This window comes from Staphylococcus sp. SA22, assembly GCF_054165785.1.
Map to the genome: position 1 here is coordinate 1 of NZ_JBSZQY010000020.1, position 12,904 is coordinate 12,904.

Below are 12,904 nucleotides of genomic sequence, written 5' to 3' on the forward strand. Positions count from 1 at the left end.
ATTTCATCTGCACCATTTTGAATTGCATCTTCTGTTTCAAATGCTTTCGTTGCAGTTGTCGACGCACCTAATGGGAATCCTATTACCGTACAAACTAACACCTCTGAATCAGCTAGTCGCTCTGCTGCATATTTAACATGCGTTGGATTCACACATACAGATTTAAAATTGTATACTTTCGCTTCATCGATGATTTGATCGATTTGCGTACGTGTTGACTCAGGCTTCAGTAAAGTGTGATCAATCAATTTTGCACTATTCATTTTCTATCTCCTCCTTTATGGTTGATTATAAAAATACGGTTGTAAATTAGTTGATTGAGCGTCAGGTTCATTTAAATATCAGGTTAGATGTCCGCTTTTATGTAACCGCATACATATACTATTACATTAATTCATTTCCCATAAACAAACAATACAATTGAACATGATATCTTCATTATGAACGATGACTTGCCAACAAGCTAATCAGGATTATATTTTTATAATTCTTTAATTCTATAGTACAAAAATTCGCAAAAAAGGGAAACAAATGTTATCTTAAAATTATTAATGAATATTAAGGAGAAGATAACAAATGACAAAAGGTACACCACATATTCAACCAAATGGAGTAAAAATTGCTAAAACAGTATTAATGCCTGGCGATCCGCTACGCGCAAAATATATTGCTGATAATTTTTTAGAAAATGTTGAACAATTTAACGATGTACGTAACATGTTTGGTTACACTGGTACATATAAAGGTAAAGAAGTTTCTGTAATGGGTTCTGGTATGGGTATTCCAAGTATTGGTATTTACTCATATGAGTTATACAACTTCTTTGATGTAGATACAATCATTCGTATCGGTTCTTGTGGCGCATTACAAGAAAATGTTAACTTATACGATGTTATTATTGCACAAGCTGCATCAACTAATTCAAATTATGTAGATCAATACAATATTCCAGGTCATTTCGCACCTATCGCTGACTTCGAGTTAGTAACTAAAGCTAAAAATGTCGCTGACCAAATCGGTGCTACTACACACGTAGGTAACGTATTATCTTCTGATACATTTTACAATGCCGATCCAACATTCAATGATGCTTGGAAAAAAATGGGTATTTTAGGTATCGAAATGGAATCAGCTGGTTTATATTTAAATGCGATTCATGCTGGTAAAAAAGCACTTGGTATTTTCACAGTAAGTGATCATATTTTACGTGACGAAGCTACTACACCTGAAGAACGTCAAAATTCATTTACACAAATGATGGAAATCGCTTTAGAAATCGCAGAGTAACTTATTTAATTTGAGTTTAATTGCTCTTTAACAATGCGATTAAACTCAAAAAGCCAACACATTCTGGGCGTATCCCCATTTATGTGTTGGCTTTTATTTATATTATTACTTATCTGTAGATTAGCTTAAGTAAGATTTAAACATCCAATTATGTTTATCTACTGATGTTTGCATACCTATAAACATATCTTCTGATACATCATCGCCAGCATTACCAGCAATTTCAATCGCTTTTTCTAATTGTTTTGAGATATTAGTGAAATCTTGAGATAATTCTTCAACCATTTGTTCTGCAGAGTAACCTTTCGCAGCTTCTTTAACAATTGATTGCTCTAAGCATTCAGTTAATGTACCTACAGGGTTTCCTCCTACCGCTAAAATTCTTTCAGCTAATTCGTCTACATATTGACTTGCTTCATTATATAATTCTTCAAATTTAACGTGTAATGAGAAGAAGTTAGGTCCTTTCACATACCAGTGGAAATTATGTAGCTTTGTATAAGCTACTGTCCAGTTTGCTACTTGTTGATTCAATTCTTTTACAACATCTTGTTGATTACTCATATTTAATACACTCCTTAAAATTGTCTACGTCTTGCTTGTTTATATTAATTATTATATTATAATGATTCTAATCTGTAAAGTGTTTTTACTCTCTTTTTTATAATTATTCTAATCTAATTGCAAAGTGTTTCGCTTTTCGAATGCCTAAATTTTAATCCATCATCTAGTATATCTATTATCAATTAGTAAGTATGTTTTATCAATCAGTAAGTTTTACTTTCGCATTATCATCTAAAAAGAACGATTTTTCATAATCATTTGGTTGGTGCCATGTTGTTTTCCACATTCTATTTCTATTATTAGCAAACATTCGATAACCGAAATTACGGACTGGTTTAGGTACAAGCCATAAACCTACGCCCAATAATTTAGTTCGATTAGGTAGTGCTGTGATTAGTTGAATAATCGCCTGCGATTCAAAATATATACGATCACCTTTCTGTAAAATCACACTATTTTTATTTGCCGCTTCTGGATGTTGTTCAAAAAATTGTTGTCCAACTTCGCCTTTTAACGTGGCAAATTGGTAATTTCTTGGTAGGTCATGTTGAATTAACCAAATGACATAGTTATAACAATATATACAGTTTCCATCATAATATACGATTGGCATAATTTATTCGCTCCTTCAATAGTACTTATAGTCATTTTTCCTAATTTAAAAACATTTAAACAAGGTTGTCACTTGATAAGTCCTCACGACACGAAATTGCCATAAAATTTATTTTTCAGTTTTACATTTATTGTATAATGTATTTTTTATTTACTTTAAATTTCTCAATCTACAGTGTAATATTACTTCTTATTATCAACTTAGCGTTTAGTCGTTCGTCTTATTCAACATACCACTGGAAAACTCATATAAAGTTTTAATTCAGTAACATAAATTCATTTATATTCATATACTATCTTTATTATTTATTAAAATAAAAACGAGTAATCTATCATAAGCTCTTAATTAGCTCTTATGGTTGATTACCCGTCATTTTTTCTTTATACGGTTATTCAAATATGCAATTATGCAATTTTTAATCTTATACTTACTTCTTTTCAAAAACTACCATATATCATTAGTCATGTTTGACTTTGACTATACGTGTGTATTTTAAAAACTGCTCTGAATATTTCTCCTTAATTTCCTCTAAACTGTCATATGTAATACCTACAATATGCCAATTAGGATTGAAATAATAGAAAGAATCTTTTTGTCGTGACCATTTAATCATATTACCGTCTTTATTATAACGTGGTAATGTTACTTCATAGCCTTCTAACACATTAATATACGTTTGGAAAATGTCTGTATCTATACGATTAAAATTATCAATAACTAAATAACTTTTATCCTTTTTAGGCATTAATTGAGTAATAAATCCTTCACGATAGTATAATGCCCCTGTTTCATTTGGTAAATACTTGCCATAAAGCATATCTTCTGAAAAATCAGGATGACCTGTTGTTATAACAGGATTTGCATTCGCTTTTTGCAATAAGTCATTAGCCGCTTTTAAGCCTTCTTCTTTTCGATCTACAACAAGTAAAATAAATGGCTTTAACGTTTCTTCTTTTTCACTTTCAAGCATATCTGGTTTTTGAACCATTTCAAATGGAGATTTCAATCCATTATTATCGCTCATTTCAATAATTGCATCATACTGTGCTTGTGACATACTTGCAATAGCCTGTTTTGCATTTTCTTGAAGGAAATATAAGTTTTTCAATTTAGGATGCTTATTTAATGTACTTAATGTAATCGGCGTAATGTCTTTCTCATAAGACACTTCAATCACTGTACTATTTGTTCTACCAGGAATTGGTGGTTTTTCATGAATATGCTTTGATACTTCTCCAATTCCAACGACAGATTGATTTTTCGTTCGATTATAAAAAATAATATTGTCGCCTTCTTCTAACTGAGTATAAAAATGATAACCATTACGTTTAATACCGTTGTACGTGTGCGTATAAATCGTATATTGGTTTCCAGGTTCAAATTCTTCAGTTTCAGCTAAAAAGAAATAACGTGGTATCTTAATTTCGCCTTTACCAAGACCACTTATTAAATCAAACTCTTCTGCAGTGATTTGGTTGAACAATGTCTCTTTCATATTACTCATACGAAATTCCAAAGCTTCACTACGCTTTAAATAATCTGCTGTTAATGGTTTCAATTGTTCATTAAAACGAAACTGTACACGTATTTTATTTTGTGCACCTGTTTCAACACTAATAATTTCACCACATCCAAGTAGTCCCGTATCCGTCTGAACTTGATAAAAGATGACTTGATCTCCTACTTTAGCCTTTTTAAACGCTCTAAATCCTTGAGATGGGTTAAAATGTGCGCCTGATTCAAATAAAGCTGTTTGTCCTACTAACGGTTCATTATGATTCCAACGGTTATATCCACAATTCAACCAAAAATAATTCGTTTCTGCTGTCATCTTAATACTCCTTAACCTGAATAAATTTTAGAAACACTATGAATTACATTCTTTTATTGTTTCTTATGCAGTTGGGCGCGTATGCGATCAACTGTATCCCCTTTGTTCACTGCGATTTTAATCGCATTTCCTATAACATTGTAGCGCCTAGGACATTAATTTACGTCCCAGACCCTTATCGTTTTCACTTCTAAGTAAGTCGAACTATTTTGCTTTACAACAAGTGCGACTCTAAATACAGTTGGACACACACATACGAGCAACTGTATACCTTTTAATCAGTTTTCTATATTTTATTTATTATATCTGTCTTAATGATAAAAATTGTTACAAACAGTTTAACATATTTAGCTACCTATTTTGCATATAAAAAACATGCTTGCATACACTATGCAATAAAAATTACAAATTTATATATGATACCACTATGCTTGCTTATCTCTATAGCGCCATTGATACACATTTTTAAATATCTATACTGCCGTTAGAATTTTATCATGTCTTAATTTTCATTAAATATTAATTACTTCATTTTATATAAACCAACAAAAACCCCCTCACTACTATGCAAGTGAGAGGTTATGTTGATGTGCTTTATTTTCATCAATGTCATTAACACAATCATATTTCTTCTGTTAATGCACTGTACTATATTCAAACGCGCTATCGACAATTAATTTGAAGCTACAAAGGTACCGCATAATGGCAGCACATTAATTAACAATGCGCTAAACTTTAATGAGGCGCTGATTTGCTTGTCTTTAAAAGTCAACATAGCACTGATAATTCCTAAAATAGCCACTATACGTGGAATTGTCATACTCGGATACTGCGGTATATGTAAGAAAGCACCAAGACCTGCTATCACACCACATACTAACGCAATATATAGAAATTGCTTCAAATCATCCACTCCTAAATTGTTATTACACTATTACACATAGCTAATCATCAATGTGAAATCACCTTCAAAGACACTATCCAAATCTTCAGAAGTCAAAATAAAGTTTGTACCAGTAGTCAGTTTGAAAATTTCACCATCGACAATCATTTGCCCTTCACCTTCCAACACTGTAACTAAACAGAACTCTCTAGGCTTCATATAATTTAACGTGCCAGAAATTTCCCATTTAACCAATGTAAAGAAATCATTCGATACAATGTGTGTACACTTATGGTTTTCAATAATTTCACTTTCAGGCAAAATATTAGGTAATGATGCATTGTACTGAATAACGTCTAAAGCTTTTTCAATATTTAACGGTCTATCATTATATTGATTATCTTGACGATTGAAATCATAAAGTCTATATGTAATGTCTGACGATTGCATCGTTTCGTATGCTAATATTCCTGAAGAAATAGTATGTACTGTTCCTGCTGGAATAAAATAGAATTCTCCAGGTTTTACTTTAATATATCTAAGTATGGACTCTATCGTTCCGTGTTGAACATGATTCGCAACTTCTTCTCTAGACTCTGCTAATGTCCCTATAACTATTTCTGCATCTTCTTCTGCATCTATAATATACCAACATTCAGATTTGCCATATTGCCCATTTTCATGCTCATAAGCATAAGAATTATCAGGGTGCACATGAATAGAAAGTGATTCTCTTGCATCCACTATTTTAGTTAGAAGCGGAAAATCTTTGCTTGGGAAATCACCAAACAATTCACGATGTTCTGACCAAATACGGTCTAATGTTTGACCTTGATATGGTCCATTAATAATCTCGCTCGTACCATTTGGATGTGCTGACACACACCAACATTCCCCAGTTGTATCATTGTCTAATTGATATCCAAACTCACTTAGACGTTGACCGCCCCATAATTTTGTTTTTAAAATTGGTTGTAAAAATAATGGCATTGTTGCACCTCCATTGTGATTAAGTAAGCAATAGAACTCTGATGTTGTTGTTCCATTATATTTTGATTTTGTTCTCATTTACATCGTATTATAAACTTCCACATTTCAAATTAACTATTAGTGATTGTACCATATTTACTAACATTGCAGTACTGCCAATTAAAGCGCTTCACTTAAATTTACAGTACTTTAACATTTTTTAAAATTTATAGCATAGAGATTATATCTCTCTTACATTTGTACATATTTCCCTTTAAATTTACTCGCCCATTATACCAATTAATAAACAACTTTAATAGTTGTGCCATACATTGTTCAAATTCTTTGTAAAACGCATAGACAATACGTGCTTATTCATACTTATAATTCATCATTTTCAAAAAAATAACGAGTTACGAAAAAGTAACCCGCTTCAAATCATATTTACTATCCTTATTAATCCTTTTCAATTTCAAATTGAGTTAAAGCATCTTTAATGTCCTGCTCACCACTAATAATTTGAAACTCTTGGTGATTAAAATGATTGGATGTGACAATTTCTTTTAATACTGTCGCAACATCTTCTCTAGGAATTTCACCTTTACCTTCAAAATATTGTGCAGCTTCTATCTTTCCAGATCCTGCTGCATTTGTAAGTGCCCCTGGATGTAAAATTGTATAATTTAAACCTGAACGTCTTAAATAGTCATCAGCGTAATGTTTAGCAATTGTATATGGCTTTAAATCACCGCTATCATCAAAAGCCTGACGTCTCGAATCATATGTTGAAACCATAACATAGTGTTTAATATTAGCCTCTTTACTCGCAATCATTGATTTAACAGCACCATCTAAATCGACAATAATTGTTTTATCTGCACCCGTGTTCCCTCCAGAACCTACTGAAAAGATAACTTTATCGAATGGTTTAAACGTCTCAGTTAAAGTCTCTATTGAATCATTTTCAACATCAACAAGAATTGCTTTCATACCTTGTGATTTTAACGCATTAAGTTTATCGGATTGCCTAACACCTGCAGTAAATGGTACATTTTCTTTTGCTAATTGTTGCACTAGTAACGAACCTACACCGCCATTAGCACCTATAACCAAAATATTCATTTACAACACTCTCCTATTTATTATTCTCTATGCCATACCACTTTATGAGATATGTAAAACTTATTACAACTATAAAAATCAATTGACATACTACTGGGAACATATTAAATTAATATATGAACAAATATTCATATGAAAGGATTGTCATATAATGACAGAACAATATTCAGAAATAAATACAGATACATTAGAACGCGTAACTGAAATTTTCAAGGCATTAGGCGATTACAATCGAATACGTATTATGGAATTGTTATCAGTCAGTGAAGCAAGTGTTGGTCACATTTCACATCAATTGAATTTATCTCAATCAAATGTCTCGCACCAATTAAAATTACTTAAAAGTGTGCATCTTGTGAAAGCAAAACGACAAGGCCAATCAATGATTTATTCATTAGATGACATCCACGTAGCAACTATGTTAAAGCAAGCCATACATCACGCGAATCATCCTAAAGAAAGTGGGTTATAATATGTCTCATTCACATCATCATGACCATATGCATAGTCATGTAACTACAAATAATAAGAAAGTATTGTTTATATCGTTTTTAATAATCGGTCTATATATGTTTATCGAAATCATCGGCGGTCTCCTTGCTAACAGCTTGGCATTACTATCTGACGGTATCCATATGTTTAGCGACACATTCTCATTAGGTGTTGCTTTAATCGCATTTATATATGCAGAAAAGAACGCCACAGCTACGAAAACATTTGGTTATAAACGTTTCGAAGTACTCGCAGCGTTATTTAATGGTGTAACGCTTTTTGTAATAAGTATTTTGATTGTTTTTGAAGCGATTAAACGCTTCTTTGTTCCTTCTGAAGTTCAATCAAAAGAAATGTTAATCATTAGCATTATTGGTTTAATTGTCAATATCGTTGTTGCATTCTTTATGTTTAAAGGCGGCGACACGTCACACAATTTAAATATGCGCGGTGCTTTTCTACATGTTATCGGAGACTTATTAGGTTCAGTTGGCGCCATTACTGCAGCTATTTTAATTTGGGCATTTGGATGGACAATCGCCGATCCTATCGCAAGTATTTTGGTTTCCGTTATTATTTTAAAAAGTGCTTGGGGTATCACAAAATCTTCAATTAACATTTTAATGGAAGGCACACCAAGTGATGTTGATATAGATGAAGTTATAACTACTATTAAAAAGGATTCACGAATACAAAGTGTGCATGATTGCCATGTTTGGACAATTTCAAATGATATGAATGCATTAAGTTGTCATGTTGTTGTAGACCATACATTGACAATGAAAGAATGTGAATTATTATTAGAAAACATTGAGCATGATTTATTACATTTAAATATCCACCATATGACTATTCAATTAGAAACGCCTAATCACAAACATGATGAATCGATGATATGTTCAGGAACACATAGTCATTCACATAACCATCATGCTCATCATCACGCGCATGTACATTAATAATTTTAACCTACTGCCATTGCATCGATTAAACTTTTCAATGGCAGTAGGTTTTTTATGTATTTATGGCGACTTGTTTGGTCTTTGATGATGCAATGTTTATTAACACATTTTCAACTATTATTTCTTACATTAGTCATATTTTTGACAATTTACTATTATAATTCTCTAACTTTAGTCACTTTAATTAATTTTTATTAGATATTAATATGAAAATAACGTGTTTTTTGTTATTGTATTTATATGAAGAAAAGGAGGCACCACTTTGTTTACTTACTTTAAATCAGCATTAAAAAATGCTAAACCACAATTATTAATAACATTGATATATGCACTTATAGCATTTGCTGTAATTGCAGTTGTATATTTACTTGCTAATTTCCAGCTTGCTAAGTATGTACAAACTATTGCAATTTATTCACAATTTGGGCAAAAACCACCAGGAGATGCATATTTAAAAGTTATCGCTGTATTACTTATAGCAGCTGTAGTTTCACTGTTCGTTTTAGTTCAAATTTTTATCGGAATCACAAATGTTATGAAACGAGCAATGAGTCATGAAAAAGTAAAATTTACCGATTTATTTATTGCATTTAAAAAAGGTATTTATTTAAAGAGCGTTCTGATCGGTCTTGTATCTATAGCAATGATTATCGTTCTTTCACTTCTGACATCATTACTATACAAATTATTTTCTCCAGTTTCAGAAATGATTATGAATTCAGTACAATCATCATATGCAGATAGTACACACCTGATTGGTATTGCTATTACAACTCAAAGCATCATAATCATTGTTGTTTTATTGATTAAAGCAATTATTACTTGGTTATTGTTAATACCTGTTTTCAACTTTATGACTAGTTTCGTTGAATCAACTAACGATAAAGTAAAAACACACTTAGCTAATGGATTTAAAGCAATGAAAAATGGTCAAAAAACATTTTTCAAATTTTTCATTGGAATACTATTATTAAACTTAATTATTATTTTATTTAAAACACCTGTTGGTTACTTGATTTCATTTAATACGCAATCACTTTCTCAAAGTGTTGCAGAAAATATCATAAGAGTTTATACAGTAATGACAATCATTTTATTCGTTGTTATTCATGCAATCATTTTAATGGGTATCGTTCAATATTACTTAAAACGTGGTCAAAAAATCACTAAAGATAAAGTAAAACCAGCTGACAAGGATAAAAAAGTTGTCACTGAACCAAAAAATACAAAAGTAGAAACTGATAAAGTGACAACATCTGTTGAAACAAAAACAGAAAAAGCACAAGATTCATTAAATGATAATACAACAAAAACGATGACTTCAGATAAACCAGAAGACAATCAACCAAAATAAATTTTAGAGCTCCTTACAACTTTAGTTGTTAGGGGCTCTTATGCAGTTGATGCGCAGCATCCAACTGTGTTCCTCTATTTTTCAACTTTAGTAGCTGATACCGAAATAACATGATGCTAATTTCATGGCATGCCGAAAAAATATATGAAGAGGTCTGCAGTGCTTTTTATATAGTCCGTGATTACATTCTATACTTTTTATTGTTTTTTGTTGTATTGATAGTTGGCTTTATTATTTCTGATTATGTTCAGAACTACAATTCATAAGAAAAATGTGTTAAAATATATTTGTAGTAAGTAGAAGCAAAAGATGAAAATCTTTAACTCTTGAAACACAAAAAGGGCAACACTCGGAAACATGTTACCCTAATGAGCCCGTTAAAAAGACGGTGACCTTATATTTTATTTAAAAATAGCCTTCAAAAATGCCGGTCAAAGCGAATAGAAGGTTATTTTTTATGGTCTTGAGTACTAATCAATACTAAACCAATGATTGTTAATACAACCATCAGCATTTCAAAATCAGACATGCTAGTCCTTTCTAGGAGTAACAACTATAACCATAGGCATCACCCCTTTATTAAGAGATTAGCCACCATTTATCCAACTTGCTCAATAAATATTATAACATGCACACTTTTAAACAGTAATTCATAGTATAAGTTTTTTCATTTCTTAATCAACTCGATAAACAGTTGAGTGACATACCCTTGTCTAACTAGCTATTTCTTCCCCTGTTATCGTTTGTTCATCATATAAAAATTTAATTTCTCATTTTTTATTCTCTGGTAAAGAGGGGCGCCCGCTTTTTCGGCCTCTCGCTCTTGTTGCTGCTAAGTCTATTTTATACACTCACATAGTAAATTAACTTCTAATCCTGAAAAATGCACTCATCATCGTAAAAAACATTTTGCCCATTGTGTCTTTCGTTGAAATGTTCATGTTACTAATTTGTAAGTCAATTCCGTTATCATCGAATCATTGTGATAATTCAATTAATAGTTTTGTCGTTCTACCTAACCGATCAAGTTGATAGACAACTAATGTGTCGCTCTCTCGTAAATAATCTAAACACTTAACAAGCTCTGTACGTTTGACACCACTTATTCTTTCACTATATACACACCCACACCCAAATTCTTTAAGTGTATCGATATTAATCTTTCGTTTATACACGATCATAACCAATTTTAGCCATTTAAATAAAACCTCTCTTCAACATATTATATTTAGTTATGACTCAAAACTCATTGCCGTATTTTTGATTTTGTATTAATATATCAAGGCTATCATCATCTAATATCAAATGAATTTCTCCACTTCGACTATCAATAGCAACGTTTATTTTTGATTCTAACTTTTTCAAATAATCTATGTCAGTAATTATGTACTTAGAAAGATATTCGTCTTCTTTTTTAAATTTTTCTTTATCAATTGTATATCCTTTCTCCAACATTTTTGATAACTCTATAAGCGTATTACTCCTACTTTCTTTTTTAACATAAGACACTACATAGTTAATGAACTTTTCAATCAATTGTTCTTCCAAATCACTATAATCTTGTGTATCCTTTTTAAATAATTCAATCATAATATTATTGGATAAATTTTCATTATATATTAATCGCTCGTACATACCAGAAGCGCTAGAGTTGATAAATCTATTCAGATCGTTTTGTATTTCGTTCAAATCTATATTCCCTTTACTATCGTAATATGAATAATTACTCATTAATTTTTTTAAGAAATCTCTCAAACCAAAGTAAAGATAAATATTTGAATACTTTCTGGCATTATCGTAGTCTTTTACATCTCTTTTATAGTGATCTATCAACATATCCAATTCGAAATTATATCCATGATTAAAATCAAAATCGCCATTGTCATATTTTCTTTGAAATTCAAACTTGTATATTTCTGCAACTTTATCATCGCAATTTTCATCTATATAGTTTTCAACCAAATAATAAGCACGCTCAAGAGAAATTTCACCATAACTTTAGATAAAAGAGGTTAAGTACTCTGTTTTCTTTAAAATTTCTTCTCCTTTCTTAGTTGGTATATATACATATGGTAAATCTAAGTTATCAATAATATGATAATTATCGTCAATACGTTTAATTAATTCAGGTTTATTACCTGTTGTTTTTATACCAAAACTTTTTAAAATACTTTGTAATTCAGGTCTTGTCTTTTTGTATATACTAACTTCAAAATCATTAGTCGTTGATAATAACTTAGCTTCAATTAATTTTTTTATTGAATTTATAATTTCAAAATCATTATTAGCAAGACATTTATTAGCAAATATCTCTTCTCCAACCAATCTATTTACATTAGTGTGTAATACTAATAAATCACGTGCATTTACGCTCACTAGCTTTCATCTCCTCATTTTTGCTTTTCAAATTTATTAAGTATGAATAAAAAATACATCCGAACAAACAAAATCTCTATATTCTAATTCGATTTACATAGATTATACACTAAAAAAATGATTCTCAATGCAAATGAATGTGTCTCTCATAGTCTAAAAACTCGTATGTTTCGAATTTTATGATTCATTGATAATAGTACCAGTTAAAAGAACTAAGATTGTAATTATCTCCCCTTAAAATTCAAGAATATATTTTCTTAATCTATCAGCAAGAGGTTATATTTCAAAGTGTTTATTTTTAAAACAACATCTAAAAGCCATTTTCATAATAATGTTAAATCATTAGAATGTATAAAGATTACAATTAATAAAAATAGATAAAATGCAATAAAGTTCCAAATACTTATTATTATTCATCACAAATTACGTGATGCCCTCTACAACACTAAAT

General features: G+C 30.7%; 12 protein-coding genes and 3 pseudogenes. 5 read left to right on the plus strand and 10 right to left on the minus strand.

Annotated features, from left to right (window positions below; genetic code table 11):
* Positions 1-263: pseudogene (locus tag ACXQH5_RS12530) on the minus strand (deoxyribose-phosphate aldolase); the annotation flags it as partial.
* A gap of 313 nt (positions 264-576) precedes the next feature.
* On the opposite strand from ACXQH5_RS12530, the gene deoD reads away from it, so the two are divergent.
* Positions 577-1,287 (plus strand): purine-nucleoside phosphorylase, encoded by a 711-nt coding sequence (deoD, locus tag ACXQH5_RS12535; RefSeq protein WP_000160304.1) that lies wholly within the window; start codon positions 577-579, stop codon positions 1,285-1,287.
* Between the two features lie 120 nt (positions 1,288-1,407).
* Here the strand turns inward: deoD and ACXQH5_RS12540 are convergent, their stop codons facing one another.
* From ACXQH5_RS12540 to ACXQH5_RS12565, 6 genes are all read right to left on the minus strand, one after another.
* Entirely contained in the window at positions 1,408-1,851 is a 444-nt protein-coding gene (locus tag ACXQH5_RS12540; RefSeq protein ID WP_000070865.1) for a Dps family protein, read from the minus strand.
* 199 nt (positions 1,852-2,050) lie between these two features.
* Positions 2,051-2,464, minus strand: coding sequence for a thiol-disulfide oxidoreductase DCC family protein (locus ACXQH5_RS12545; protein WP_001123298.1), 414 nt, complete (start codon positions 2,462-2,464; stop codon positions 2,051-2,053).
* Positions 2,465-2,921: 457 nt separating this feature from the next.
* Positions 2,922-4,295: an EVE domain-containing protein gene (locus ACXQH5_RS12550; protein WP_000123404.1), complete on the minus strand. Its 1,374-nt coding sequence runs from the start codon at positions 4,293-4,295 to the stop codon at positions 2,922-2,924.
* A gap of 673 nt (positions 4,296-4,968) precedes the next feature.
* Complete coding sequence (locus tag ACXQH5_RS12555) at positions 4,969-5,199, minus strand: hypothetical protein (RefSeq protein ID WP_000808817.1); 231 nt, start codon at positions 5,197-5,199, stop codon at positions 4,969-4,971.
* Positions 5,200-5,229: 30 nt separating this feature from the next.
* The gene (locus ACXQH5_RS12560; RefSeq protein WP_001127963.1) at positions 5,230-6,168 is read right to left on the minus strand and encodes a type I phosphomannose isomerase catalytic subunit; all 939 of its coding nucleotides are present in this window, start codon (positions 6,166-6,168) and stop codon (positions 5,230-5,232) included.
* A 435-nt stretch (positions 6,169-6,603) separates the two neighbouring features.
* Complete coding sequence (locus ACXQH5_RS12565) at positions 6,604-7,269, minus strand: SDR family oxidoreductase (RefSeq protein WP_001024088.1); 666 nt, start codon at positions 7,267-7,269, stop codon at positions 6,604-6,606.
* A gap of 151 nt (positions 7,270-7,420) precedes the next feature.
* Here ACXQH5_RS12565 and czrA point away from each other — a divergent pair, with 151 nt between their 5' ends.
* The 3 genes from czrA (at position 7,421) to ACXQH5_RS12580 (ending at position 10,077) form a co-directional block, all read left to right on the plus strand.
* A complete protein-coding gene (gene czrA / locus ACXQH5_RS12570; RefSeq protein ID WP_000139802.1) occupies positions 7,421-7,741 on the plus strand; it encodes a Zn(II)-responsive metalloregulatory transcriptional repressor CzrA in 321 nt (106 codons plus the stop codon).
* 1 nt (position 7,742) lies between these two features.
* Complete coding sequence (gene czrB, locus ACXQH5_RS12575; protein WP_000019732.1) at positions 7,743-8,720, plus strand: CDF family zinc efflux transporter CzrB; 978 nt, start codon at positions 7,743-7,745, stop codon at positions 8,718-8,720.
* 265 nt (positions 8,721-8,985) lie between these two features.
* Positions 8,986-10,077, plus strand: a complete 1,092-nt coding sequence (locus ACXQH5_RS12580) for a hypothetical protein (protein ID WP_000495695.1) — start codon at positions 8,986-8,988, stop codon at positions 10,075-10,077.
* A 448-nt stretch (positions 10,078-10,525) separates the two neighbouring features.
* Here ACXQH5_RS12580 and ACXQH5_RS12585 read toward each other — a convergent pair whose 3' ends face one another.
* From ACXQH5_RS12585 to ACXQH5_RS12595, 3 genes and pseudogenes are all read right to left on the minus strand, one after another.
* Positions 10,526-10,630: a hypothetical protein gene (locus tag ACXQH5_RS12585; protein WP_001802298.1), complete on the minus strand. Its 105-nt coding sequence runs from the start codon at positions 10,628-10,630 to the stop codon at positions 10,526-10,528.
* 160 nt (positions 10,631-10,790) lie between these two features.
* Positions 10,791-11,274 (minus strand): annotated as a pseudogene (locus tag ACXQH5_RS12590) (recombinase family protein).
* A gap of 42 nt (positions 11,275-11,316) precedes the next feature.
* Positions 11,317-12,453, minus strand: a pseudogene (locus tag ACXQH5_RS12595) (SAP domain-containing protein).
* A 288-nt stretch (positions 12,454-12,741) separates the two neighbouring features.
* Between ACXQH5_RS12595 and ACXQH5_RS12600 the strand changes: the two are divergent.
* A complete protein-coding gene (locus tag ACXQH5_RS12600; RefSeq protein ID WP_031844941.1) occupies positions 12,742-12,834 on the plus strand; it encodes a hypothetical protein in 93 nt (30 codons plus the stop codon).
* Positions 12,835-12,904 lie beyond the last annotated feature (70 nt).

Excerpts from the sequence above, each read along its gene's own strand:
- ACXQH5_RS12550 (WP_000123404.1), bottom strand. The coding sequence starts at position 4,295 with ATGACAGCAGAAACGAATTATTTTTGGTTGAATTGTGGATATAACCGT.
- deoD (WP_000160304.1), top strand. The coding sequence starts at position 577 with ATGACAAAAGGTACACCACATATTCAACCAAATGGAGTAAAAATTGCT.
- ACXQH5_RS12540 (WP_000070865.1), bottom strand. The coding sequence starts at position 1,851 with ATGAGTAATCAACAAGATGTTGTAAAAGAATTGAATCAACAAGTAGCA.
- ACXQH5_RS12565 (WP_001024088.1), bottom strand. The coding sequence starts at position 7,269 with ATGAATATTTTGGTTATAGGTGCTAATGGCGGTGTAGGTTCGTTACTA.
- czrA (WP_000139802.1), top strand. The coding sequence starts at position 7,421 with ATGACAGAACAATATTCAGAAATAAATACAGATACATTAGAACGCGTA.
- ACXQH5_RS12545 (WP_001123298.1), bottom strand. The coding sequence starts at position 2,464 with ATGCCAATCGTATATTATGATGGAAACTGTATATATTGTTATAACTAT.
- ACXQH5_RS12560 (WP_001127963.1), bottom strand. The coding sequence starts at position 6,168 with ATGCCATTATTTTTACAACCAATTTTAAAAACAAAATTATGGGGCGGT.
- czrB (WP_000019732.1), top strand. The coding sequence starts at position 7,743 with ATGTCTCATTCACATCATCATGACCATATGCATAGTCATGTAACTACA.